At 71.9% G+C, this 24,333-nt stretch carries 18 protein-coding genes; 3 read left to right on the forward strand and 15 right to left on the reverse strand.

What is annotated here, in order from left to right; translation table 11 throughout:
• Positions 1 to 45: 45 nt before the first annotated feature.
• From ACWD4B_RS03475 to nrdR, 5 genes are all read right to left on the reverse strand, one after another.
• The gene (locus ACWD4B_RS03475; protein WP_451419200.1) at positions 46 to 939 is read right to left on the reverse strand and encodes an ADP-ribosylglycohydrolase family protein; all 894 of its coding nucleotides are present in this window, start codon (positions 937 to 939) and stop codon (positions 46 to 48) included.
• Between the two features lie 315 nt (positions 940 to 1,254).
• Positions 1,255 to 1,914 carry a histidine phosphatase family protein gene (locus ACWD4B_RS03480; RefSeq protein WP_336412781.1) on the reverse strand — a complete coding sequence of 220 codons (660 nt, stop codon included), beginning with the start codon at positions 1,912 to 1,914 and terminating at the stop codon, positions 1,255 to 1,257.
• Between the two features lie 372 nt (positions 1,915 to 2,286).
• Positions 2,287 to 2,892: a YdbC family protein gene (locus tag ACWD4B_RS03485; protein WP_451419201.1), complete on the reverse strand. Its 606-nt coding sequence runs from the start codon at positions 2,890 to 2,892 to the stop codon at positions 2,287 to 2,289.
• A 201-nt stretch (positions 2,893 to 3,093) separates the two neighbouring features.
• A complete protein-coding gene (locus ACWD4B_RS03490; protein WP_451419202.1) occupies positions 3,094 to 5,967 on the reverse strand; it encodes a vitamin B12-dependent ribonucleotide reductase in 2,874 nt (957 codons plus the stop codon).
• Between the two features lie 114 nt (positions 5,968 to 6,081).
• The gene (gene nrdR / locus ACWD4B_RS03495; protein WP_390778406.1) at positions 6,082 to 6,630 is read right to left on the reverse strand and encodes a transcriptional regulator NrdR; all 549 of its coding nucleotides are present in this window, start codon (positions 6,628 to 6,630) and stop codon (positions 6,082 to 6,084) included.
• Between the two features lie 602 nt (positions 6,631 to 7,232).
• Between nrdR and lexA the strand changes: the two genes are divergently transcribed.
• Complete coding sequence (gene lexA, locus ACWD4B_RS03500) at positions 7,233 to 8,018, forward strand: transcriptional repressor LexA (protein ID WP_336412785.1); 786 nt, start codon at positions 7,233 to 7,235, stop codon at positions 8,016 to 8,018.
• A gap of 265 nt (positions 8,019 to 8,283) precedes the next feature.
• Here lexA and ACWD4B_RS03505 read toward each other — a convergent pair whose 3' ends face one another.
• Genes ACWD4B_RS03505 through ACWD4B_RS03520 form a run of 4 tightly spaced genes read right to left on the reverse strand, consistent with a single transcriptional unit; the run spans position 8,284 to position 14,331 of the window.
• The gene (locus ACWD4B_RS03505) at positions 8,284 to 10,275 is read right to left on the reverse strand and encodes an ATP-dependent DNA helicase (protein ID WP_451419203.1); all 1,992 of its coding nucleotides are present in this window, start codon (positions 10,273 to 10,275) and stop codon (positions 8,284 to 8,286) included.
• A gap of 59 nt (positions 10,276 to 10,334) precedes the next feature.
• A complete protein-coding gene (locus ACWD4B_RS03510; protein ID WP_451419204.1) occupies positions 10,335 to 11,144 on the reverse strand; it encodes a GNAT family N-acetyltransferase in 810 nt (269 codons plus the stop codon).
• The gene (locus tag ACWD4B_RS03515; RefSeq protein ID WP_451419205.1) at positions 11,141 to 13,075 is read right to left on the reverse strand and encodes an IucA/IucC family protein; all 1,935 of its coding nucleotides are present in this window, start codon (positions 13,073 to 13,075) and stop codon (positions 11,141 to 11,143) included. The genes ACWD4B_RS03510 and ACWD4B_RS03515 overlap by 4 nt, the downstream gene beginning before the upstream one ends.
• Before the next feature lie 20 nt (positions 13,076 to 13,095).
• Entirely contained in the window at positions 13,096 to 14,331 is a 1,236-nt protein-coding gene (locus tag ACWD4B_RS03520; protein ID WP_451419206.1) for an aminotransferase class III-fold pyridoxal phosphate-dependent enzyme, read from the reverse strand.
• A 261-nt stretch (positions 14,332 to 14,592) separates the two neighbouring features.
• On the opposite strand from ACWD4B_RS03520, the gene ACWD4B_RS03525 reads away from it, so the two are divergent.
• Entirely contained in the window at positions 14,593 to 15,795 is a 1,203-nt protein-coding gene (locus tag ACWD4B_RS03525; RefSeq protein ID WP_451419207.1) for a trypsin-like serine peptidase, read from the forward strand.
• 71 nt (positions 15,796 to 15,866) lie between these two features.
• Here ACWD4B_RS03525 and hflX read toward each other — a convergent pair whose 3' ends face one another.
• The 6 genes from hflX to miaA all read right to left on the reverse strand — a co-directional run bounded on the left by hflX (position 15,867) and on the right by miaA (position 23,883).
• Positions 15,867 to 17,369 carry a GTPase HflX gene (hflX, locus tag ACWD4B_RS03530; RefSeq protein WP_451419208.1) on the reverse strand — a complete coding sequence of 501 codons (1,503 nt, stop codon included), beginning with the start codon at positions 17,367 to 17,369 and terminating at the stop codon, positions 15,867 to 15,869.
• A gap of 136 nt (positions 17,370 to 17,505) precedes the next feature.
• A complete protein-coding gene (locus ACWD4B_RS03535; protein ID WP_451419209.1) occupies positions 17,506 to 18,981 on the reverse strand; it encodes a M1 family metallopeptidase in 1,476 nt (491 codons plus the stop codon).
• A 153-nt stretch (positions 18,982 to 19,134) separates the two neighbouring features.
• On the reverse strand, positions 19,135 to 21,255 hold the full coding sequence (locus ACWD4B_RS03540; protein WP_451419210.1) for a RelA/SpoT family protein: 2,121 nt from the start codon (positions 21,253 to 21,255) through the stop codon (positions 19,135 to 19,137).
• A 173-nt stretch (positions 21,256 to 21,428) separates the two neighbouring features.
• Positions 21,429 to 22,316 carry a diaminopimelate epimerase gene (gene dapF / locus ACWD4B_RS03545; protein ID WP_451419211.1) on the reverse strand — a complete coding sequence of 296 codons (888 nt, stop codon included), beginning with the start codon at positions 22,314 to 22,316 and terminating at the stop codon, positions 21,429 to 21,431.
• A gap of 46 nt (positions 22,317 to 22,362) precedes the next feature.
• On the reverse strand, positions 22,363 to 22,836 hold the full coding sequence (locus ACWD4B_RS03550) for a hypothetical protein (protein ID WP_336412917.1): 474 nt from the start codon (positions 22,834 to 22,836) through the stop codon (positions 22,363 to 22,365).
• A gap of 108 nt (positions 22,837 to 22,944) precedes the next feature.
• Positions 22,945 to 23,883 carry a tRNA (adenosine(37)-N6)-dimethylallyltransferase MiaA gene (gene miaA / locus ACWD4B_RS03555; protein ID WP_451419212.1) on the reverse strand — a complete coding sequence of 313 codons (939 nt, stop codon included), beginning with the start codon at positions 23,881 to 23,883 and terminating at the stop codon, positions 22,945 to 22,947.
• Positions 23,884 to 24,066: 183 nt separating this feature from the next.
• Here miaA and ACWD4B_RS03560 point away from each other — a divergent pair, with 183 nt between their 5' ends.
• Positions 24,067 to 24,321 carry a hypothetical protein gene (locus ACWD4B_RS03560; RefSeq protein WP_336412796.1) on the forward strand — a complete coding sequence of 85 codons (255 nt, stop codon included), beginning with the start codon at positions 24,067 to 24,069 and terminating at the stop codon, positions 24,319 to 24,321.
• Positions 24,322 to 24,333: the final 12 nt, after the last annotated feature.

The following is a 24,333-nucleotide window of genomic DNA, read 5'->3' on the forward strand; positions in this document are numbered from 1 at the left end:
CCCCGGGGTGTCCGGCGTCGCCCCGCCCCCGGCTCCCCGCACGGATCAGTGCGGGGCCGCGGGGAGCCAGCCGGGGAGGGCCTCGGCGAGTTCCAGCCAGCCGGTGGGCGGAGCACCGCGTTCCGCAGCCGCGACGACTCCCCCGGCAATGGCGCACGTGGTGTCGACGTCGCCGCCGGCCCGGGCGGTCGTCCAGAACGCCTCTTCGAAGGAGCCGAGGTTGCGGGCCGCGGCCCACAGCGCGAACGGCACGGTGTCGTGGGCGCTGGTGCGGCGCCCGCAGCCGAGCACGGCGGCGACGGTGGTGGCGTCGCCGTAGTCGAGCATGTCGCGGGCACGCCGCAGACCTGCCTGTACCGCGCTCCTCGGCACCAGCGCGATCACCCCGTCCAGGAGCCTCCCGGGAGTGGCGGAGCCCTCCGGCCCGGCGGCGATAGCGGCTGCGGCCGCCACGGCCATGGCCCCGGCCACCGCTTCACGGTGCTGGTGCGTGGTGTAGGCGGAGATCTCCGCCTGGTGGGTGGCCTGCTCGGGGTCGTCCGCGTACCAGGCGCCGAGCGGGGCGATCCGCATGGCGGCCCCGCTGCCCCAGGAGCCCTGGCCCTTGAACATGGCCGCCGCCGGCTCCCGCCAGTCGTCGCCCTCGGAGACCCGGCGCAGCAGGCCGGTGACCCTCCGGCCGTACCCGCGGTCCGCATCGTGGTGCTCGGCGAAGGACCGCGCCAGGGCGTCCTGGTCGATGCGCCCGCGTTCGGCGAGAACGGCCAGCACGGAGCAGGCCATCTCGGTGTCGTCGGTCCACCGCCAGGGCCCGGGCGGCAGCTCGCGGCGCTTGAGCGACGGGTAGTTGGCGCGAGAGAAGAACTGGGAGCCGAGGGCGTCGCCCACGGCCAGCCCGCGCAGGCTCGCCAGGGCTCGGTGGAAACGGTCAGCGCTCATCGCAGCGAACTCTAATTCCTTTTCAACGACCACGGCGGCCCCGGAGGGGCTCACGGTGTTGTTCGGGTACCGAGGTGCGACAAGATTCATGAACGCCTCGGTGCTGGTACGCGGCTCGGTGCGGCCGCGGGAGGCTGCGAGGACCATGTCGAGGCCGGTGGCGGCGCGCTGCAAGCACTCCCGAAGGCTGCTGCGACGCTCGTCGATGTCGGGAGAGACCTCTGCATGGAAGAAATGGTGGTGGGGTTGCCCCCGGCGCACTCGGCCACCGCAGGAATCGTCAGCCGGTCCGCCCCTCCACATCCCATTAGGTGTCTAACCGGTGAAGCCGTACGGTTCGGGCGTGCACCAGCGCTCGAAGGGCCGGTCGAGGTGGTACCGGCCGTCGGCGCCGAGCAGCAGCACCCGTGTCTCGGCGTTGCCCGGGTTGGACAGGCACTCGAACTCGGCGACGGTCCAGTGCAGCCAGCGCATGCAGAACAGCCTCATGGTGAGGCCGTGCGTGACCAGCAGGACGTTCGGCGGGTGATCAGGATCGTCGAAACTGCGCCACAGGCTCTCCAGGAAGGCGCCCACCCGGTCGTAGACGTCGGCGCCCGACTCGCCCTGCGCGAAGCGGTAGAAGAAGTGGCCGTAGGCGTCCCGGCGGGCCTTCTGCCGACGCACGTCCTCGCGGTCCTGCCAGTTGCCCCAGTCCTGCTCGCGCAGGCGCGGCTCCTCCCGGACCCGGACCCGGGCCGGGTCGAGTCTCAGCAGGTGGAAGGTCTGATGGGTGCGGCGGTAGGGCGAGACGTAGGCGGAGACGCGCTCGTCGCCGAAGAGCTCCCGCACCCGTACGCCGGCCTCTTCGACCTGCCGGCGGCCGTTCGCGGTCAGGCTCAGGGCGTGGTCCGGCTCCCGTTCGTAGACCGAGTCGTCGACATTGCCCTCCGACTCTCCGTGCCGGATGAGAACGATGCGCCGGGGCCGTGCCATACCGCCACCCTAGAGCGCCCGGCCGCCGCGCGCCGTACGCAGTCCTGCGTCAGACCGCGATCCGGCCCCGGCACATCTCGCACCTGCGCCCCGTGAAGCAGTCCCGCAGGGTCCGATCGTGGGGCCCCGGGCACGGTGCGCCCGGCGGGCGCCCCGGTCGTCGAGAAGGCGGTCTCCCGCAGTGAGACCCGACCGGCACCGACGCGGGCGCGGTCGTCCGGGCCGTCTCCGCCCCGCTGGTCTTCCGGCTGTTCGTCACGCGGGAGGGCATCGACGCGACCGACGCCGATCAGGCTGCCGATGCCGCGCTCGCGGCGGTCCGCTCCGGTGCGTACGCCGCCCCGGCCGGACAGGGCTGAACCGCCCGGGCGTTCACACCGTCCAGGACGGTTCCATCGCCACGACGTCGCCCGTGATCGCCGCGATGTCGGCCTCCGTCTGCGCACGCAGCGCGAGCCGTTCCACCCGCTCCGCGCGGTACTTGCCGTGCTCGGCCACGGAGTTCCACATCGACAGCACGAGGAACTCCGGGCCGGGCGCCTCGCCGAAGACGCCGCGCAGCATCCCCGGCGAACCGGCCATCGCCGGGTTCCACACCTTCTCCTGCATCAGCGTGAAGTGCTCCATGCGCTCCGGGCGCACCCGGCAGTGGGCGATGCGCACCACGTCCGCATCCGTGAACTGCGGCCGGAAGCCCACCTTCACGTCGAAACGGTGCTCGAAGAGCCGCACTTGGGTGTTCTTGTACGTGCCGAACTGGGCGGCTGCCAGCCTGTCGTGGGACCGCGCCATGAAGGAGTCGTAGAACGCACGGCTCTCCCAGAAGCCGAACAGGTGCGCCACATCGGGGCGTCCGCGGCTCCAGCCGCCGCCCTGTCCCCGGAACCCCGGCTCGCCGAGCAGCCCCGCCCACTTTCGCTGCCCCCGCTCGAAGCCCCGGCGGTCGACCACGGTGCAGCGAATCCACTTGACCAGCACCGGGCCATCGTACGGCCCGTGCAGTGATCCGCATCAGGGAGCGCAGGAGTGCACCCGGGCGAGCGTTCCGGCGCACTGGGCGCCCGTTTCGCTCCCCGCACCACGGTCCCTCGCAGCACGTCCGCCGAACGCCGATGGCGGAGCCGGCAGGTGCCGGCTCCGCCATCGGACGGGCGACGGTCGAGGACCGTCAGCAGTGCATCAGCTGCAGCCGCTGGTCGAACCGCAGCCCTCGCAGAGGTAGCAGCTGCCCGCACGGCGCATCTTCGTGCCGCAGGAGAAGCACAGGGGCGCGTCCGCGTTCAGACCGAGCTGCATCTCCACCAGCTCGGTGGAGTTGTGGGCCTGCTTGGGCGCCGGAGCCGCCGCGGCGGGCTGGGCCGGGACCTCGGGCTTCGGGGTCTCCGTCTGGCGCGGCGCGGACTGCGCCAGGCCCTCGACGTCGACCTCCTCGTCGGCCGGCTCGTACGAACCGGTGTCCAGGTGACGCTGGCGCTCCTCGGCGGAGTGGATGCCCAGGGCCGAACGCGTCTCGAACGGCAGGAAGTCCAGCGCCAGGCGGCGGAAGATGTAGTCGACGATCGACTGCGCCATCCGCACGTCCGGGTCGTCCGTCATGCCGGCCGGCTCGAAGCGCATGTTGGTGAACTTCGAGACGTAGGTCTCCAGCGGCACGCCGTACTGCAGGCCCACCGAGACGGCGATGGAGAAGGCGTCCATCATGCCCGCGAGGGTCGAACCCTGCTTGGACATCTTCAGGAAGACCTCGCCCAGACCGTCGTCCGGGTAGGAGTTGGCGGTCATGTAGCCCTCGGCACCGCCCACCGTGAAGGAGGTGGTGATGCCCGGACGGCCCTTGGGCAGACGCTTGCGGACCGGGCGGTACTCGACGACCTTCTCCGCGGCTGCGGGGGCGGCCTCGGCCTTCTTCTCCTCCTCCTTCTTCTTGGCGGAGAGCGGCTGGCCGACCTTGCAGTTGTCGCGGTAGATCGCGAGGGCCTTCAGGCCCATCTTCCAGCCCTCGAAGTAGACCTCCTCGACCTCCTCGACGGTGGCCGACTCGGGCAGGTTCACGGTCTTGGAGATCGCGCCGGAGAGGAACGGCTGCGCGGCGGCCATCATGCGCACGTGGCCCATGGCGGAGATCGCGCGCTCGCCCATCGCGCAGTCGAAGACCTCGTAGTGCCCGGGCTTCAGGCCGGGGGCGTCGACGACATTGCCGTGCTCGGCGATGTGGGCGACGATCGCCTCGATCTGCTCCTGCTGGTAGCCCAGGCGCTTGAGCGCCTTGGGGACCGTGTTGTTCACGATCTGCATGGAGCCGCCGCCGACGAGCTTCTTGAACTTGACCAGGGCCAGGTCCGGCTCGACGCCCGTGGTGTCGCAGTCCATCATCAGGCCGATGGTGCCGGTGGGGGCCAGCACGGAGGCCTGGGCGTTGCGGAAGCCGTGCTTCTCGCCGAGGCGGACCACGTCCTGCCACGCCTCGGTCGCCGCGGCCCACACCGGGGTGTCCAGGTCGTCCATGCGCACGGCGACGGTGTTGGCGTCCGCGTGCTGCTGCATGACGCGCTTGTGGGCGTCGGCGTTGCGGGCGTAGCCGTCGTACGGGCCGACGACCGCGGCCAGCTCGGCGGAGCGGCGGTAGGAGGTACCGGTCATCAGCGAGGTGATGGCACCGGCGAGCGCACGGCCGCCGTCGCTGTCGTAGGCGTGACCGGTGGCCATCAGCAGGGCGCCGAGGTTGGCGTAGCCGATGCCCAGCTGGCGGAAGGCGCGGGTGGTCTCACCGATCTTCTCGGTGGGGAAGTCGGCGAAGCAGATGGAGATGTCCATCGCCGTGATGACCAGCTCGACGACCTTGGCGAAGCGCTCGGCGTCGAACGACTGGTTGCCCTTGTCGTCATCGCGCAGGAACTTCATCAGGTTCAGCGAGGCGAGGTTGCACGAGGAGTTGTCCAGGTGCATGTACTCGCTGCACGGGTTGGACGCGGTGATCCGGCCCGTCTCCGGCGAGGTGTGCCAGTGGTTGATGGTGTCGTCGTACTGGATGCCCGGGTCGGCACACTGCCAGGCGGCCTCGGCCATCTTGCGGAAGAGCGCCTTGGCGTCGACCTCCTCGATGACCTCACCGGTCATGCGGGAGCGCAGGCCGAACCGGGAGCCGGACTCGACGGCCTTCATGAACTCGTCGTTCACGCGGACCGAGTTGTTGGCGTTCTGATACTGGACGGACGTGATGTCGTCGCCGCCCAGGTCCATGTCGAAGCCCGCGTCGCGCAGGGCGCGGATCTTCTCCTCCTCCTTCACCTTGGTGTCGATGAAGGCCTCGACGTCGGGGTGGTCGACGTCGAGGACGACCATCTTGGCCGCGCGGCGGGTGGCGCCGCCCGACTTGATCGTTCCTGCGGAGGCGTCGGCGCCGCGCATGAAGGAGACCGGGCCGGAGGCGTTGCCGCCGGAGGAGAGCAGCTCCTTGGAGGAGCGGATGCGGGAGAGGTTCAGGCCGGCGCCGGAGCCGCCCTTGAAGATCATCCCCTCTTCCTTGTACCAGTCGAGGATCGACTCCATGGAGTCGTCGACGGAGAGGATGAAGCAGGCGGACACCTGCTGCGGCTGCTTGGTACCGACGTTGAACCAGACCGGGGAGTTGAAGCTGAAGACCTGGTGCAGCAGGGCGTAGGTGAGCTCGTGCTCGAAGATCTCGGCGTCCGCGGGGGAGGCGAAGTAGCCGTGCTCCTCACCGGCCTTGCGGTAGGTGAGCACCACGCGGTCGATGAGCTGCCGGAGGCTGGACTCGCGGTCGGGCGAACCGACGGCGCCGCGGAAGTACTTGCTCGTGACGATGTTGACCGCGTTCACCGACCAGGAGTCGGGGAACTCGACGCCGCGCTGCTCGAAGTTGATCGAGCCGTCGCGCCAGTTGGTCATGACGACGTCACGACGCTCCCAGACCACCTCGTCGTACGGGTGCACGCCGGGGGTCGTGTGGATGCGTTCGATGCGCAGACCCTTGCCGCCCTTGTTTCCCTTGGAGCGGGAACCTCGTGCCGGGCCGCTCGTCGTCTCGGTCATGCCGCCTCCCTCTACGGGCAAAACGCCCTCATGCGCCCATTTCTTCCGTGGCGCGATGTGTGTCTGTCGTCCAGGAGCGCCGAGCGCTCCGGGCAGGTCTGGTGTGTCGCCGCCTCAGTCGGCGGCGACGGCGGGCGCGGGGACTCCGGGGGTGTCCCCGCCGCGGCCGCCGGCATCGGTTGCGGACCCTTCGGCACCTTCGGCCGACGCGGGGCCGGGGGCGCCTGCGCGGAGTTCCGCGACGGCCGCCTCGAAGTCCTCGAGCGAGTCGAAGGCCTGATAGACGGACGCGAACCGCAGATACGCGACGAGGTCGAGGTCCTTGAGCGGACCGAGTATGGCGAGCCCGACGTCGTGCGTGGAGAGTTCGGCGCTGCCCGTGGCCCGCACCGCCTCCTCGACCCGCTGGCCGAGCTGGGCCAGTGCGTCCTCGGTGACCGGGCGGCCCTGGCACGCCTTGCGCACGCCGGAGATGACCTTGTTGCGGCTGAAGGGCTCGGTGACCCCGCTCCGCTTGATCACCATCAGCGACGCGGTCTCGACGGTGGTGAACCGGCGGGAGCAGTCGGGGCACTGGCGGCGCCTGCGGATCGAACAGCCGTCATCAGTGGTCCGGCTGTCGACGACGCGGCTGTCGGGGTGCCTGCAGAAGGGGCAGTGCATGGCTCTCCACCCTCCTTCACCCTCTGGGTAACCCCGAGAAACCTCGAGAAAACTGTGCACGATCTCCGCTTCGGCGGACCCTGTGAGAGGCCCCGCGAAGCAGCCCCCAGCATAGGCGATGGCCGCGACCGGAATTGACCGGGGGAGGGCCGTCGACCACAACTTGTGGGTAGCCGCCGCAATCAAACCACTAGATCTGGTGCCGGGCGGCCAATGACCCTCAGCGCGTGTCGCGCCGTGGAGGCAGGACACGAGCCTACGCGAGGGGCCCTCGGGGCATGCCCGGGGAGCTTCGGATGCCACACTGGACCCAGCGGCGCGGCGCCCCGCGCGCACCGCCGCGAGGCCCGGACGGACCCGGCCGCGACCCGGCCGGAACGGATCGGTCCGCGGTCGGAGCCACCCGGTCGGCGATCCTCCGCGAACCGGTGGACTTCGGACCGAAGAGTACCGTAATGGGTGGAATCGATCTCCGCCCGTACACCCTGCCACCTGATCGCGTCAGCCGATCCGCGATATTTCACTCGAACGTGTGTTTGGCGCAACCTTTCGAAAGCAACTACCGTTGTCCAGCTAGGGAGAACATTTCGAGAGGGGCCGACGTGACCACCACCGCAGACAGCGCCACCATCACCGCCCAGGACCGCTCCCAGAACCGACTCGACCAGACGCACCCGATGAATGACGCAGCCATGAACCCCGAGGGGCAGAAGCCGGCCCGCTCGCTCCCCGGACGCCCACCAGGAATCCGGGCGGACAGCTCGGGCCTCACGGACCGGCAGCGCCGTGTCATCGAGGTCATCCGGGACTCCGTCCAGCGCCGCGGGTATCCGCCCTCCATGCGCGAGATCGGCCAGGCGGTGGGGCTCTCCAGCACCTCCTCCGTGGCCCACCAGCTGATGGCCCTGGAACGCAAGGGCTTCCTGCGCAGGGATCCGCACCGCCCCCGCGCCTACGAAGTGCGCGGCTCCGATCAGCCGAGCACCCAGCCGACCGACACCACCGGCAAGCCCGCCGCCTCCTATGTCCCTCTCGTCGGCCGGATCGCCGCCGGCGGCCCCATCCTGGCCGAGGAATCCGTCGAGGACGTCTTCCCCCTCCCCCGCCAACTCGTGGGCGACGGCGAGCTGTTCGTCCTGAAGGTCGTCGGCGACTCCATGATCGAGGCCGCGATCTGCGACGGCGACTGGGTGACGGTGCGCCGTCAGCCCGTCGCGGAGAACGGCGACATCGTGGCGGCCATGCTCGACGGCGAAGCCACCGTCAAGCGCTTCAAGCGCGAGGACGGGCACGTCTGGCTGCTGCCGCACAACGCTTCCTACCAGCCCATCCCCGGCGACGAGGCGACCATCCTCGGCAAGGTCGTGGCCGTACTGCGCCGGGTGTGAAAGCCCCGAGAGACCGGGCCCCGGAACCACTGCGCCGGTTCCGGGGCTCGCTCGTGCGCCCGGGAGGCCGCGCCCGGGGCCGCTCGGCGGCCCGGAGCAGGCCCTAGGGCGTGTCCGGTGGGTCAGTGCGGGCCCCGCGGCGTCTGGCGTGGTGCATCGCAAGGCGGAGCATCACCCGCGTACTGGGCGTACTCGGGTGATGCGACAACGCGGCGAGGTGCCGCGTCAGGCGTCGCGGGGCCCGTGCTGACCCACCGGACACGCCCTAGGACGGGCCCTGGCTTTCCGCGGCCTTCGCCGCCGTGTCGATGGCCGCCAGCGAGCGGCGCACCTGATTGCGGTCCGTGGTGTACCAGAAATCGGGCATCGAGGCCCGGAGGAAGGATCCGTAGCGGGCCGTCGCCAGGCGCGGGTCCAGCACCGCGACCACCCCCCGGTCCCCCGCCGCCCGCACCAGACGGCCCGCGCCCTGCGCCATCAGCAGCGCCGCGTGCGTCGCGGCCACGGCCATGAAGCCGTTGCCGCCGGCCTCCTCCACCGCCCGCTGCCGGGCGCTCATCAGCGGATCGTCGGGGCGCGGGAAAGGCACCCGGTCCATCACCACCAGCTGGCAGTTCACCCCGGGGACGTCGACGCCCTGCCAGAGCGACAGCGTGCCGAACAGGCACGTCCGGGCGTCCCCGGCAAAGGTGCGGATGAGCTCGCCGAGCGTCTCCTCGCCCTGCAGCAGGATCGGCATGTCCAGCCGCCCGCGCAGCGCCTCCGCAGCGGCCTGCGCCGCCCGCATCGAGGAGAACAGGCCCAGCGTCCGCCCGCCGGCGGCCTCGATCAGTTCGGCCAGCTCGTCGAGCATGTCGGTACGGCTGCCCTCGCGGCCCGGCTGGGACAGGTGCCGGGCGACGTAGAGGATGCCCTGCTTGGGGTAGTCGAACGGAGAGCCGACGTCCACGCCCTTCCACTGCGGCTGGTCCTCGCCCGCGACCCCCTCGGGGGCCAGGCCCAGCGAGGCCCCCACCCCGTTGAAGTCACCGCCGAGCTTGAGCGTGGCCGAGGTGAGGACCACCGAGCGCTCGCTGAAGAGCTTCTCGCGCAGCAGACCGGAGACCGAGAGCGGCGCCACACGCAGCGAGGCCCCGAAACGGTCGTGCCGCTCGTACCAGACGACGTCGTACTCGGAGCCCTGCACGATGCGCTCGGCGACCGCGTGGACGTTCTCCACGGCGCCGAGGGCCTGCTTGCGGACGGCGTCCTCGTCCTGGACGGACTTGTCCCGGGTGTTGCCGATGGCGGTGATGACCGTGCGCGCGGCGTCGCGCAGGGCCATCAGGCAGTGGGCGAGATCCTCGGGGAGCTGTTCCAGGCGGCCGGGCAGGGCCAGTTCCATCAGCCGCTCGAAGCTCTCGGACGCGGTCTGCAGGGCGTCCGCGGCCTTCTCGTCGACCAGCTTCGCCGCCCGGCGCACGGCGCGGTTGACCTGGCCGGGGGTGAGCTCGCCGGTGGCGACGCCGGTGACGCGGGAGACCAGCTCGTGGGCCTCGTCGACGATCAGCACCTCGTGGCCCGGCAGCACCGGGGCGCCCTCGATGGCGTCGATGGCCAGCAGCGCATGGTTGGTGACGACGACGTCGGCGAGCTTGGCCCGCTCGCGGGCCGCCTCGGCGAAGCACTCGGCGCCGTAGGCGCACTTCGAGGCCCCCAGGCACTCCCGGGACGTGACGGAGACCTGCGACCAGGCGCGGTCGGAGACACCCGGGGTCAGGTCGTCGCGGTCGCCGGTCTCGGTGTCGTCCGACCAGTCACGCAGCCGCAGCAGGTCCTTGCCGAGCTTGCTCGTCGGCGCGGCGGACTCGAAGACGTCGAAGAGGCCGTCCTCCTCGTCCTGGGGTGCGCCCTCGTGCAGCCGGTGCAGGCACAGGTAGTTGGACCGGCCCTTGAGCATGGCGAACTCCGGGCGGCGGCGCATCAGCGGGTGCAGCGCGTCGACCGTCCTCGGGAGGTCGCGCTCGACGAGCTGGCGCTGGAGCGCGAGCGTCGCCGTCGCGACCACGACGCGCTCGCCGTGGGCCAGGGCGGGCACGAGATAGCCGAGCGACTTGCCGGTGCCGGTGCCGGCCTGGACGAGCAGGTGGGAACCGTCCGCAATGGCTTCCGCCACGGATTCGGCCATGGCGACCTGGCCGGGCCGCTCGGTGCCGCCGACGGCGGAGACGGCGGCGTGCAGCAGGTCGGTGAGGGAGGGCGAGGAGGAGGAAGTCATAGCGCAGCCAGCCTAAGGGGCCGCAGTGACATCGGGCTGCCGAACGGAGAACGCCGAGGTCAGAGCAGACCCCGCAGGGCACGGTCGCGGATCATCAGCCCCGCGCGTTTGCCCGGCAGCTCGATCTCCCGGGTGAGCCGGAAACCCGCGCCGAGGAAGGCGGCGACGGAGGCGGTGTTGCGCAGGTCGGGCTCCGCGACCACCCGGGTGCACGAGGGCCGGTGGTCCAGGACGTGGTCGGCGACCCTGCGCAGCAGATCGGTGCCGATGCCCCGGCCCCGGTCGGCCACCCTGCCGATCAGCAGGTGCAGTCCGGTGTCGTGCGGGCGCGCCGGGTAGTGCCGGGCGACGGGATCCAGGTCCGCGCGGTAGACCTCCCAGTAGCTCATGGGGACGCCGCCCAGCACGCCGAGGCAGGGGAAGCTCCGCCCGTCGCCGTCGAGCTGCGCCCGGAGGTGGTCCGCGGTGGCACTCTCGGGCCCCGCCAGCTCCCAGAAGGCGGCGACGGCCGGATCGTTCATCCACTGTGCGACGAGAGGCAGGTCGCGCTCGATGCGCACGGGGACGAGCTGGAAGGGCCCCTCCCGGGTGCTCACGGGGCCCCAGTCGGCCAGACCGTCCAGGAGGTCCGGCCCGCGGCCGGCGGCCGGGGTGTCCGGGCGGTCGCAGGCGATGAGTTCGATGAAGTCACCGCCCTGCGCCTCGTCCTGTTGCGGCGTCGGTCCCTGCTGCAATTCCTGTGTCAGAACGTGGACCAGCTCGTCGGTGAACGCGTCGGCCGTGCGCAGTTCGATCGTGTCGCCCTCGCCGACGGTTCCTGCGGTGCCTTCCGCCCCGTTCGCCCCGGGGCCGGGCGTCGCGGCGCTCATCCGGCGGGAACGGCGAGGGGGTTGGCGATCGTCACGTACGCCGACTGCGTCTCGACCGGGCCGACGAGCTCGTCCAGCCCGCGCAGCTGGGTGAGCATGTTGGCCTTGCAGCGCAGTGCGGCGGAGCCGAGCAGGTGCCCGGGGAGGGAGGACCGGGTGGGGGCGGGCCCGGTGCAGGTGTCCTGCAGGAAACGGCGGAGGGCGGCGAGCAGGATCCGTTCGTCGGCGAGGTGCTGGGAGCCGAACGCCCCGACCACACCGAGGATGTTGTTGACGCCCAGGTAGTACGCGAAGCGCTCGTCGGCCACCTCGTCGGGGACGAACGTGTCGCTGTCGCGGCCGATGCCGGGGAGCCGTTCCTCCAGCTCCGCCCGCCGGGAGGCACGGAAGTAGTAGCCCTGATTGTCGCGGTAGCGTCCGCCGACGGGCCAGCCGTCGCGGTCCAGGAGCACCAGGGTGTTCTGCTGGTGCGCCTCCAGGGCGATGCCCGCCTCGCCGTCGAGCCACAGGAGCGGCCGCACGATCGCGTCCAGATAGCGGAGAAACCACTCCGCGGAGACGGCACCCGCCGGCCGCCCGGTCCGGTGGGCCAGTCCGGCGACGATGTGGGCGAGCCGCGAGCAGACCGCAGGCTGCCCGGAGGGCGTCGTCCGGCCGGGCCACGGGCGGGGCGAGACAAGACCTGCGACGCACGCGGCGTCGTCCCCGGGCCCGAAGGGGTTGTGCCGGACGACCACGTCCAGCCCGCGCACCGGCGTCCCGTCGGGAGTGTCCACCGCGAGCCAGGCGGGGTCCCGCACGATGTCGAAGCCGAGCCCGCCCGTGCAGGCCGTGCGCCACCGCTCGGCGAGTCCGCTGCGCAGCAGCCGGTGCACCTCGACGCCGCGCCGCAGCTCCTTGCGGAGGTGCTCCCGGCGCGAGTTGGTGATGCGCAGGCCGAGGGAGAGCTTCAGCATCGCGGGGGCGCCGGGCCGGTGCACGGTGCGCACGGAGGAGGTGGGGAACCACGGCTCGCCGCTCGCCCCGAGGTCGTGGAGCAGGCCCTCGGCGAAGAGCCGGGCCACGTCGTGGCGGCGGCGCAGGGTGCGGGCCTGCCAGGGGTGGAGCGGCAGGGCGGCCGTGTCGGGCGGGAGTTCGGCCTCCAGGGCCGGTCCGGCGAGACGGGCCGTCAGGGTGGGGGCATCGACGCCGCGGCCCCGTTCGGTCCAGGCCGACTCGGCGGCCAGCGCGGAGCGGTGGACGGCGAACCAGTGCAGTGGGAACGACCCTCTCGACTCCGGTGAGAAGTCGTCCGCCTCGGACTCGGCGAGCCCTTCGCGGCTCTTGGGTGCGGGGTGCAGCGGGTGACCGAGGATCAGGGCCTGCTCGCCGTGCAGGAAGAGGTGGCCGGTGTCCGGGTCGGCCGGCCGGGCGCGCCGGGAGGCGAGGAATCCGGCGGTGCGGTGCATCGAGTCGACGACGCGGCCGACGAGTCCGGCGCCGTCCTGCACGGGGGGCTCGTCCTTCCGTGCCGCGTGGTGCGCGGCCTCCCGGCCGAGCAGGGCGGCCAGTGTGACGGCGTCGAGGGGCGGGGCGTCGTCGGGGCACCCGCCGAGCACGGGTGCGCCGAAGCGGTGCCATCCGGTGACGGACCAGTAGTGCACCGGCACCTGGAGCACGGTTCCGCCGGCGGTGAGCGGTACGTACAGGGTGTCGCCGTGCGGCTGGGCGACCCCGTTCTCGCGCACCCAGCAGCGCAGCAGGTTCTCGGTGGCGGCGGCGTCCGCCGCGGTGGCCGGGTCGGGGTGGTCCAGAGGGTCGGGCGCACCGTGCGGCGGAGGATCGTGGGGGGCTGCGGGGCGGGGCACGGTCGTCACCGGGGCCGGCGGCTGTGCGTCCGGTGCGAGGTCCCGGCCGACGGTGGCCGCATCGGCGTACGGAGATGCGCTCATGGGTGTGCGGCGTGCATGGGTCACGGCCTGCGGGCCGGGGATGCGGCGCCTGCCTCCTTCGGCGTTCGGGGGGTGGGGATGCGGCGGCTTGTGCGGGAGACCGTGGCGATGGCGTCGGACAGCCGGTCGAGCACGGCGTCCGCCTGTTCGTCGGTGATGGTGAGGGGCGGCATGAGGCGGATCTCGGAGGGGCACCGGCCGGTCAGTTCGACGATCAACCCGCGGCGCAGGCACTCCTGTTGCACGGTGGCGGCCTGTGCGAGTGCGGCTGAGCGGCCGGTTGCATCGTCCGGCGCGTCCGGGTCCGCACAGACGACGCCGATCATGAGTCCTCGCCCGCGGACGCCCTGCACGCATCCGTACGCGTGGGCCAGCGGGCGCAGTCCGTTCAGCAGGCGCTCGCCGAGCACCGCCGCCCGCTCCGCCAGACCGTGCTCCCTGACGTACCGCAAGGTGGCCGCGCCCGCGGCCATGGCCAGCTGGTTGCCTCGGAAGAGGCCCGCGGCATCGGCGGGTTGTCCGGAGCCGAGACTGTCGTGGTGGACGACGACGGCGAGCGGGAGGCTGCCGCCGATGGCCTTGGACAGCACCATCACGTCGGGGACGATCCCGCTGTGCCCGACTGCCCAGAAGGCTCCGGTGCGGCCCACTCCGGTCTCGGTCTCGTCGGCGACGAGCGGGAGGGCGCAGGCTGTGGCGTCCGCCCGTACCCGGCGCAGCCAGGCGTCCGGTGCGGGCTGTACGCCGTCCCGGCCCTGGACGGCCTCGACGAGGATCCCCGAGGGTTCCGCTGCGCCGGGTGCGTCGCACGGGCTCTCCGGCCGGCGGGCCAGGAGGGGCCCGTCCCGCCCGGTCGCGGACCGCACGAGCCGGGCCGCGGTGTCGAGGGCGTCGCTGCCGCCCGGCGCGCAGAACAGGATCCTGCCCGACTCCGCCAGACCGCGCGGCAGGGTGGCGAACAGCTCGCCGGTGAAGGCGTCCTGGACGGGAGTGGCGAGTCCGGGAGCGTGGAGCGGGGCGCCCGAGTCGAGCACGGAGCGGATGGCCTCGAGCACGACGGGATGGTTGTGGCCGAGCGCGAGGGCGCCCGCTCCCGAGAGGCAGTCGAGGTATCGGCGTCCGTCCGCCCCTTCGATCGTCAGTCCACGGGCCCGCACCGGGACGACGGGCAGCGAGCGGGCATACGTACGAGCGGCGGACGGCGCGGACGACGACGCCTCGGAAGGCACCGCAGACGGTAGCTGGGTCAAGGCCACGGCTCCGGGTCCTCTCTTCCGCCGCTGGTCTCCGGCCGACTGTCCCCCGTGCGTACCAACGACGCCGCGCGCTGCGGATCACGGCTCGGGCACAAGATCCTTCGAACCGGAACCGAGGACCCGGCAGCACCCGTCTCCCACGGCACCGGCATAGTAGGGCCCTGCCCTTCACCGGGTTTTGCATGACAAGTTCACATCAAATGCCCGCATTCGGCGGTCATTCGCAACAACACGTACAGATGACTCAGGGGGACCCACTCCATGCCATCGAACCGCAGGTCGGCCTTGGCCGCGGCCGCGCTCACCGCAGCGCTGGCGCTGACCGCCACCGCATGCGGCCCGTCCGACGACAAGGCCGCGGGCAGCGACAGCTCCAGTGCGGCAGCGAGTCAGAAGGGTGACGACAGCGTCCAGTTGCCCAAGGGTCTCCCCACCTCCGCCGCAGACATCCAGAAGTGGAAGAAGAAGTGGCAGGACGGGGCCTGGAAGAACTGGGACAAGGACCAGTGGCTGCGTGAGGCCCGGGACTTCATCAACCCCGTCATCAAGGGCCACTGGAAGCCCGACACGATGAAGGACGCCCGTTCCAGCGACAAGACGCTGGCCAAGCAGAGCGCTCCGGGCACCGTCCCCGGGTCCTCCGGCGACCAGGGCGTCACCGACCCCGAGCCGCCCCCGGTCCAGGCCAAGTCCGTCGACCTGCCGTACCACAACAACGCGGCACCGGTCGGCAAGGTCTTCTTCGACAGCCCCGAGGGCCACATGGTCTGCTCGGGCACGGTCGTCAAGGACCCGGCACACCCCGGCAAGTCCAACCTGGTGTGGACCGCGGGCCACTGCGTGCACGCCGGCCAGAAGGGCGGCTGGTACCGCAACATCGCCTTCGTGCCGTCCTACAACGACAAGGGCCTCCCGGGCGCACAGGTCAACAGCGCCCCGGTGCAGGACGTCGCCCCGTACGGCGTGTACTGGGCGGACTGGGCCCAGACCTCCTCGCAGTGGATCAGCCAGGGCGCCGAGACCGGCGGCGCGGGCGCCCCGTACGACTTCTCCGTGCTGCACGTGAAGCCCGAGGCCGGATCCGGCAAGTCCCTTGAGGAGACGGTCGGCAACGCCCTGACCGTCGACTTCGACGTCCCGCAGGTGAAGTCGGTCCAGAGCATGGGCGCCTGGGGCTACCCGGCCGCCCCGCCCTTCGACGGTCAGAAGATGTACGACTGCGTCGACCGCCCGGGCCGGCTGAGCCTCGACTCGGCGCAGCCGACGATGTACCGCATCGGCTGCACGATGACCGGCGGTTCGTCCGGCGGCGGCTGGTTCACCCAGGGCCCGGACGGCAAGGCGGTGCTGGTCTCCAACACCTCGATCGGCCCGGCCAACAGCACCTGGCTGGCGGGTCCGCACCTGGGCCCCGAGGCGAAGGGCGTCTACGACGCCATCAGCCAGAAGTTCGTCAACCAGTAGTCACCTGCAGGTGACATGAAGGAGGGGCTCCCCGACCGCGTCGGGGAGCCCCTCCTTTTCCGTCGGTCCGCTCAGGAACGGGCCGCCGGGACGTACCGCTGGAGCTCGGCCGCGAGCTCCTCGTGCACCCGTGCCCTGAGCAGGGTGCCCTCCGGAGTGTGCTCCTCGGAGAGCACCTCGCCGTCGGCATGGGCACGCGCGACCAGGGCGCCGTGGGTGTACGGCACGAGCGCCTCGATCTCGACGGCGGGTCGGGGCAGCTCGGAGTCGATCAGCGCGAGCAGCTCCTGCATGCCCTCGCCCGTCCGCGCCGACACCGCGATCGAGTGCTTCTCGATGCGCAGCAGCCGCTGCAGGACGAGCGGGTCGGCCGCATCCGCCTTGTTGATCACGACGATCTCGGGCACGTCGACCGCGCCGACGTCGCGGATGACCTCGCGCACGGCGGCCAGCTGCTCCTCCGGCGCAGGGTGCGAGCCGTCCACCACGTGCAGGATCAGGTCGGAGTCGCCGACCTCCTCCATGGTGGAACGGAACGCCTCGACGAGGTGGTGCGGCAGGTGCCGGACGAACCCGACGGTGTCCGCGAGGGTGTACAGCCGCCCACTGGGCGTCTCGGCCCGGCGCACGGTCGGGTCCAGGGTGGCGAACAGGGCGTTCTCCACCAGCACGCCCGCACCGGTGAGCCGGTTGAGCAGCGAGGACTTGCCGGCGTTGGTGTAACCGGCGATGGCGACGGACGGGATCTTGTTCCGCCGGCGCTCCTGGCGCTTGATGTCGCGGCCGGTCTTCATCTCCGCGATCTCCCGGCGCATCTTCGCCATCTTCTCGCGGATCCGCCGCCGGTCCGTCTCGATCTTGGTCTCACCGGGACCACGGGTGGCCATGCCGCCCCCGGACGAACCGGAACCGCCACCACCCATCTGCCGGGAGAGCGACTGACCCCAGCCGCGCAGCCGCGGCAGCATGTACTGCATCTGCGCCAGGGAGACCTGCGCCTTGCCCTCACGGGACTTGGCGTGCTGGGCGAAGATGTCGAGGATCAGGGCGGTGCGGTCGACGACCTTGACCTTGACGACGTCCTCGAGGTGGATGAGCTGGCCGGGACTGAGCTCACCGTCGCAGACGACGGTGTCGGCGCCCGACTCGAGGACGATGTCCCGCAGCTCCTGCGCCTTGCCGGAGCCGATGTACGTGGCCGGGTCCGGCTTGTCGCGGCGCTGGACGACACCGTCCAGGACGAGAGCGCCCGCGGTCTCGGCGAGGGCGGCGAGCTCGGCGAGGGAGTTCTCGGCGTCCTGGACCGTGCCCGACGTCCAGACGCCGACCAGCACCACGCGCTCCAGGCGCAGCTGCCGGTACTCGACCTCTGTGACGTCCTCCAGCTCGGTGGAGAGCCCCGCGACGCGGCGCAGCGCCGCACGCTCGGAGCGGTCGTACTGGTCGCCGTCGCGCTCCCCGTCGATCTCGTGGCTCCAGGCGACGTCCTCTTCCATCAGGGCGTCGGCCCGAAGGCTCTCCGGGAGGCTCTGCCGGTCCTGCCGGTCCTGGGGAAGGGAAGAAGAGGAGGTCATTTGATCCTTACGTGATGATCGGTGACTGCCCCCGGACGGGAGCTCTCAGCGTCGACAACGCCCGGTGACCCCCGGAGATTCCCGGGGCCGGCGGCCTCGCCGACCCGTCGATGGTCCCACGGTCGCCGCCGGACCGTCACGCGAGTTTCGGCGTGGCCGCCTTCCAGTCTGGGTGGCCGGGCATGGGCGGAGTCCGCTCGCCGTACAGCCAGGTGTTCAGGAAGGCCGCCTGGTCGTGCCCGGAGACCTCGGTGGCGAGGGCGGCGAAGTCGGCGGTCGAGGCCGTGCCGTCGGCGTGCCGGGTGACCCACTCGCGCTCCAGCCGGTCGAAGGCGGGGGCGCCGATGCGCTGGCGGAGGGCGTAGAGCACCAGCGCACCGCCGTCGTAGACGTTGGGCCGGAAGATGCCCTCCTTGTTGCCCGGGACGGGCGGCCTGGGAACGGCAACCGGCCCGCCTTCGACCCGCCACTGATCGGAGAGCTGGTAGGCGACCCGCATCCGGTCGTCCAGCTTCGTGCCGCCCCGCTCCTCGGCGTACAGCGCCTCGTACCAGGTGGCGTGGCCCTCGTTCAGCCAGAGGTCGGACCAGGTGCGCGGGCTGACGCTGTCGCCGAACCAGTGGTGGGCCAGCTCGTGCACCATGATCGATTCGATGTACCAGGGCGGGACGCCGGCCCTGCTGAACATGCCGCTCTCGAAGAGGGAGAGGGTCTGCGTCTCCAGCTCGAATCCGGTGGAGGCGTCGGCGACGAGCAGCCCGTAGTTCTCGAAGGGGTACGGGCCCGTCTTGCGCTCCATCCAGACGATCTGGTCCGGCGTCTTGGCCAGCCAGGGCTCCAGCGTCCCGGCGCCCTCGGCCGGCACGACGTCCCGGACGGGCAGCCCGTGCGGGCCGGTGCGCTGGGGGACGGCGTAGTGCCCGATGGAGATCTGCGCGAGCTCGGTGGCCATGGGGTGGACGGTGCGGTACGTCCATGTCGTGCGGTCGCCCTGTGTGGTGCGGCCGGCGGCCAGCCCGTTGGCCACCACGGTCAGGTCCTTCGGGGCGGTGACGTGAAAGGTGAACAGTGCCTTGTCGGACGGGTGGTCGTTGCCGGGGAAGACCCGGTGGGCGCCGTCGGGCTGATTCGCCATGACCAGCCCGTCGGTCGTGGGCACCCACCCCGCCTCGGTGTTGCCGCGCGGATCACTGGTGTGATGCACGGTGACGGTGAACGTCGCACCCTGCGGGACCGCTTGGGCCGGGGCGACGACCACGTCCTCCTGGACGGGGGCGAAGGTCGCGGGCGCGCCGTCGACCTGGATCGAACGGACCGTGCCGTGGGTGAAGTCGAGGTTGAAGCGGCCCAGCGGTGCGGTGGCCTTGGCGACGATCGTCGTGACGGCGTCGAGCGGCTGGTCCTTGGCCCGGTAGTCGAAGGAGAGGTCGTACGAGGTGACGTCGTAGCCGGGGTTGCCGAGGTTCGGGAACAGCCGGTCGTCCACTCCCACCGCTGCCACGGACGGCGGGTCGGTCGCCCCGATCAGGAAGGCGGCAGCGACGACAAGGGCGGCGGAACGGCGGCGCAACCACCGGCGCCGCCGGGAGGGCGTCCCGGGTGAGTGCGGCATGCATCCACGGCTACCAGCGGGCGGACACCGCACCGTGGCGCCACGACGCCGCCACACCCATATGAGCGTCTCAAATGGTCGTATGACGATTTGTTGACTCGCGAGAAGACGCCCGGAGGGCCGCCGACCCCGGGCTCCGGGCTCCGTTCCGGGTCACAACTGCGCCGTGGCCACCGTCCGTCCGGCCCGTTCCACGTCGTAGACCCCCGGCACCCGCTTCATGGCACGCATCAGCTCGGGCAGTTGTGCTGCGTCCGGCAGCTGGAGGGTGTAGGTGTGCCGCACGCGCTGCTCGTGCGGCGGCTCGACGGCGGCCGAGATGACGGCTGCACCCTCAGCCGCAATCACCTCGGTCAGATCGGCGAGCAGATGCGGCCTGCTGAACGATTCGGCCCGCAGAGTGACCCGGTAGTCGCCGCCTCCCTCACCGTCCGGAGTGCGCCACTGCACGGTCACCCGTTCACGCCCCGCGGTGACCATCCGGGCCACTGCAGGGCACTCCGCACGGTGCACGGTCACCGCCCCGCCGCGCACGGCGAAGCCGGTCACCTCGTCCGGCGGCACAGGCGTACAGCAGCCCGCGAGGCGCACACTCGCGGCCGCCAGCGCCGCGCCCTCGGCGACGACGGCGACCGGCCTGCGGGCCGCGGGTGCGGCGGCGCGCGGAGCAGGCTTCGGGGGCACGGGCGGGGCCGGGGGGGCTGCAGGGTCCGGCAGCGGGTGGGTGGCGAGCCAGCATCCGATGGCGATGCGGGCCGCCGGGGTGCGGGCGTGGTCGAGCCAGTCGGGAGCGGGGCCGGAGGAAGTGTCCCGGGACATCAGCAGGTGCAGGGTGTCGCCGTCGTGCAGGACCGTGCTCAGCGTCGCCAGGCGGCCGTTGACGCGGGCGCCGATGCAGCCGTGCGCATCGGCGCCGTGCTGCGCATAGGCCGCGTCGATGCAGCTCGCGCCGGCCGGGAGGCCGATCGTGCCGCCGTCGGCGCGGAAGACGGTGATCTCGCGGTCCTGGGCCAGCTCGTCGCGCAGGGAGGACCAGAAGGTGTCGGGGTCGGGGGTGGCACGCTGCCACTCCAGCAGGCGGGACAGCCAGCCCGGACGGGTCGGGTCGGCGCGCTCGCCGTCGGCCGCGTCGGGTGCCTCCGGGGCCGCGTAGGGATTGCCCAGGGCGACGACGCCGGCCTCGGCGACGCGGTGCATCTGGTGCGTGCGGATGAGCACTTCGGCCGCCTGGCCGCCGTCGCCCGCCACCGCCGTGTGCAGCGACTGGTAGAGGTTGAACTTGGGCGCGGCGATGAAGTCCTTGAACTCCGAGATGAACGGCGTGAAGCAGGTGTGCAGTTCGCCGAGGACGGCATAGCAGTCGGCGTCCTCGGCGACGAGGACGAGCAGCCGCCCCAGATCGGAACCGTTCAGCCCGCCCCGCTTCAGACGCACCCGGTGCACGGAGACGAAATGGCGGCGCCGGACGACGACTTCGGCGCTGATGCCCGCCTCGCGCAGGACGGCCCGTACGCTCCCGGCGGTCGCCTCCAGGGGGTCCGGGCGGCCCGCATGGGCGAGGACGAGCTCGCGGGTGCGGGCGTACTCCTCGGGGTGCAGGATCGCGAAGACCAGGTCCTCCAGTTCCGTCTTGAGCGCCTGCACGCCCAGTCGCTCGGCCAGCGGGATCAGTACGTCGCGGGTGACCTTGGCGATACGGGCCTGCTTCTCGGGGCGCATCACGCCGAGGGTGCGCATGTTGTGCAGCCGGTCGGCGAGCTTGATGGACATCACGCGGACGTCGTTGCCGGTGGCGACGAGCATCTTGCGGAAGGTCTCGGGCTCGGCGGCGGCGCCGTAGTCGACCTTCTCCAGCTTGGTGACGCCGTCGACCAGGAAGCGGACCTCCTCGCCGAAGTGCTCACGCACCTGATCGAGCGTCACCTCGGTGTCCTCGACGGTGTCGTGCAGGAGGGAGGCCGTCAACGTCGTCGTCTCGGCACCCAGTTCGGCCAGGATCAGGGTGACCGCGAGGGGGTGGGTGATGTACGGCTCGCCGCTCTTGCGGGTCTGGCCGCGGTGGGAGGACTCTGCCAGGACGTACGCGCGCCGCAGGATGTCGAGGTCGGCGCCGGGGTGGTGGCTGCGGTGGACCTTGGCGACGTGGTCGATGGCGTCCGGGAGGCGGCCGCGGGCCCCGGAGCCGCTCAGCGCGGCGCGCCCGAGCCGTCTCAGGTCGATGCGACGGCCGCGCCTGCGGCCGGGAGCACCTGCGTTCGTGGCCTCTGCGCTCATGGGCACCTCCGGCAGCGTCGACCGGCGGTCGGCTCGCGCCTCCGGACCGGTGCTTGATGCTACCGAGCCCATCACGCACCGCTGACCCGCTCTCGCCCAGAGTGAAACGGATCACCCATTCGAGGGAGCTCGGCACCGGAACCCGGTGCCTGGGCGCCGTTCGTGCAGGGGCGTCAGCCGGCGGCCGACAGCCAGGAGGCGTCGAACACGCCCTCCGCGACGATCACTGCGGGACCCGTCATCTCGACCGTCCCGTCCGGGCTCTCGCTGATGACCAGGCGTCCGCCGGGCACGTCCACGGTGTACGTCACCGGGGTGCCGGTGACCGCCGGATCGGCACCGTCCCTGCGGGCGGCCGCGACCATCACCGCGCAGGCGCCGGTGCCGCAGGAGCGCGTCTCGCCGGAGCCGCGCTCGTGGACGCGCAGGGCGACGTGGCGCGGGCCGCGGTCGACGACGAACTCCACGTTGGTGCCGTCCGGGTAGGCGGCGGCCGGAGCGACGAGGGGGGCAGTGAACAGGTTTCCCGCGTCCGCGAGATCGCCGACGAAGGCGACGGCGTGCGGATTGCCCATGTTGACGTTGCGCGCGGGCCAGCTGCGCTCGCCGACGGTGACCGTGACCTCGCCCTCGGGCAGCAGGGCGCGGCCCATGGTGACGGTGATCCCGCCCGGCTCGCCGGAGGGGCCCGGCTTGGCTATGTGGGCCTGCCGGATGCCGGCACGGGTCGCGATCGCGAGGTCGCCGGCCTCCGCGAGGCCGGCCTGCTCGAGGTAGCGGGCGAAGACGCGGACGCCGTTGCCGCACATCTCGGCGATGCTGCCGTCGCTGTTGCGGTAGTCCATGAACCACTCGGCCTCGCCGGCCATCGCGTGCGCCTCGGGGTGCGCGGCGGACCGGACGACCCGCAGGACGCCGTCGGCGCCGATGCCGGCACGGCGGTCGCACAGCCGGGCGACGTCGGCCGGGGACAGCTCGATGCGGCCTTCGTGGTCGGGGACGATCACGAAGTCGTTCTCGGTGCCGTGGCCCTTGAGGAAGGCGATCTGCGCAGTGCTCACCCTTAGATGGTACGAGGCGCCTGTGACAGCTCCCGCAGCCGGGCGGTCAGCGCAGGCGGGCCACCCGCCAGACGGCGAGCACGACCATGACGGCCACCATGACGGTGTACATGGCCACGTACCGCCAGTCCGGCCGACGGCCGGAGCCGCGCGGCGGCAGGCCCGGCCAGGTGTAGCCCACGCGGCGCGCGGCCATCACGCCCCAGCCCGCGGCGCAGCAGCTGAGGAGCAGGCCCAGCATGGCGACGACGGGGCCGCCGTCGCCGAACTCGAAGGCCAGCGGGAAGGCGAACATCAGCGAGCCGACGGCGGCGAGCACGACGATCGGTGCGAGCTGCCACAGACGCAGCCTGCGCTGCGGGCGCAACTCGCGGAACGACGCGGGCACCGTGCTCTCCGGCACGCTCCCGGGCACGTCCTCGGGGCCGTCCGGTGTCAGCGCTTCCGGCTCTCCCCCGGCCACCGGGGGGTGCCCCCCGCGCTGCGGTTGCTGCGGTCTGTCGCGAGGGCCGGCCTCCATCGCCACGCGCCCTCCCAGACTCGGACTTCACGGCTCGATCGAAGCTTGATGATGGCACGCCCGGACGGTCCGTCATGTCGCCCGGAGCGTCCCGATGCCATCACGTGATCAGGCTGTAATCGCCCGTTCGACCAACGCCAGCGCTTCCCGCGGGAGTTCCGCACGCCGGTCCGCGGCACCGCTCAGCCACTGGACCCGGCTGTCCCTGCGGAACCACGAGTCCTGGCGGCGCGCGAACCTCTTGGTGGCGCGTACGGTCTCGGCGCGCGCCTCGTCCTCGGTGCACTCCCCCGCGAGGAACGCGAGCACCTGCTGGTAGCCGAGCGCGCGGGAGGCCGTGAGCCCCTCGCGGAGCCCCTCGCGCTCCAGCGCCCGCACCTCGTCCACGAGCCCGGCCTCCCACATGCGGTCCACCCGCAGGGTGATCCGCTCGTCCAGCTCGGGCCGCTCGACGTCGACACCGATCTGCACGGCGTCGTACACGGGGCGCTCGCCCGGCAGGTTCGCGGTGAAGGGCCGGCCGGTGATCTCGATGACCTCCAGGGCGCGCACGATGCGCCGGCCGTTGCCGGGCAGGATCGCGCGGGCGGCGTCCGGGTCGGCGGCGGCCAGCCGGGTGTGCAGGGCGCCGGGGCCGAGCTCCGCCAGCTCGCCCTCCAGTCTGGCCCGGACGGCCGGGTCGGTGCCGGGGAACTCGAGGGCGTCGATGGTGCCCTTGATGTAGAGACCCGAGCCGCCGACGAGCACGGGGGTGCGTCCTTCGGCGAGCAGCCGGTCGATCTCCGCGCGGGCCAGGCGCTGGTACTCGGCGACGCTGGCCGTTTCCGTGACGTCCCAGATGTCGAGCAGGCGGTGCGGCACCCCCTGCCGCTCGGCCTCGGTGAGTTTGGCGGTGCCGATGTCCATGCCGCGGTAGAGCTGCATGGAGTCGGCGTTGACGACCTCGCCGCCGAGGTGCTGGGCCAGGGCCACGCCCAGATCGGACTTGCCGGCCGCCGTGGGACCGACGACGGCGATGACCCGGGGTGCGCGAACTGCGTTTTTCACCGGTTCAGTGTCCCAAACATCGGGAGTGCCCCACGAACGAGCGACGTGACGCGACGCCGACGGCCTCGTTGCCTGTTGCGAGGTTTCGAGAGCCGGTTCACGGACCGGTGTCCAGGAGCGGCGCAATGAGGCGCTCCGGACGGCGCGGGATTTCGCTCACACCAGTAAGGTTATGGAGTAGATATGGGCGTGTTTTCAAGGTTTCGCCGCAAGTCGTCCTCGGCGTCAACGGAAGAGGCCGCGGCTGCCACTCTGACGGCGGAATCCGCCGACGCCGCCGAGACGGCCGAAGCGAAGCCGGAGGAGGCAGCCCCGGAGCAGGCGGCCGAAGCCGAGGGTGGCGCCGAGGACGAGGCTGCCGAGGGAGTGGACATCCCCAAGCAGCAGTCCGCGGACCAGGCGGCCGACAGCGAAGCCGGGGAGAGCGCCCGCAAATGACGGCTTGAACGA

The organism is Streptomyces sp. NPDC002536 (assembly GCF_053594995.1).

Excerpts from the sequence above, each read along its gene's own strand:
- ACWD4B_RS03475 (WP_451419200.1), bottom strand. The coding sequence starts at position 939 with ATGAGCGCTGACCGTTTCCACCGAGCCCTGGCGAGCCTGCGCGGGCTG.
- ACWD4B_RS03480 (WP_336412781.1), bottom strand. The coding sequence starts at position 1,914 with ATGGCACGGCCCCGGCGCATCGTTCTCATCCGGCACGGAGAGTCGGAG.
- ACWD4B_RS03490 (WP_451419202.1), bottom strand. The coding sequence starts at position 5,967 with ATGACCGAGACGACGAGCGGCCCGGCACGAGGTTCCCGCTCCAAGGGA.
- nrdR (WP_390778406.1), bottom strand. The coding sequence starts at position 6,630 with ATGCACTGCCCCTTCTGCAGGCACCCCGACAGCCGCGTCGTCGACAGC.
- ACWD4B_RS03505 (WP_451419203.1), bottom strand. The coding sequence starts at position 10,275 with ATGACTTCCTCCTCCTCGCCCTCCCTCACCGACCTGCTGCACGCCGCC.
- ACWD4B_RS03510 (WP_451419204.1), bottom strand. The coding sequence starts at position 11,144 with ATGAGCGCCGCGACGCCCGGCCCCGGGGCGAACGGGGCGGAAGGCACC.
- ACWD4B_RS03515 (WP_451419205.1), bottom strand. The coding sequence starts at position 13,075 with ATGAGCGCATCTCCGTACGCCGATGCGGCCACCGTCGGCCGGGACCTC.
- ACWD4B_RS03525 (WP_451419207.1), top strand. The coding sequence starts at position 14,593 with ATGCCATCGAACCGCAGGTCGGCCTTGGCCGCGGCCGCGCTCACCGCA.
- hflX (WP_451419208.1), bottom strand. The coding sequence starts at position 17,369 with ATGACCTCCTCTTCTTCCCTTCCCCAGGACCGGCAGGACCGGCAGAGC.
- ACWD4B_RS03535 (WP_451419209.1), bottom strand. The coding sequence starts at position 18,981 with ATGCCGCACTCACCCGGGACGCCCTCCCGGCGGCGCCGGTGGTTGCGC.
- ACWD4B_RS03540 (WP_451419210.1), bottom strand. The coding sequence starts at position 21,255 with ATGAGCGCAGAGGCCACGAACGCAGGTGCTCCCGGCCGCAGGCGCGGC.
- ACWD4B_RS03550 (WP_336412917.1), bottom strand. The coding sequence starts at position 22,836 with ATGGAGGCCGGCCCTCGCGACAGACCGCAGCAACCGCAGCGCGGGGGG.
- ACWD4B_RS03560 (WP_336412796.1), top strand. The coding sequence starts at position 24,067 with ATGGGCGTGTTTTCAAGGTTTCGCCGCAAGTCGTCCTCGGCGTCAACG.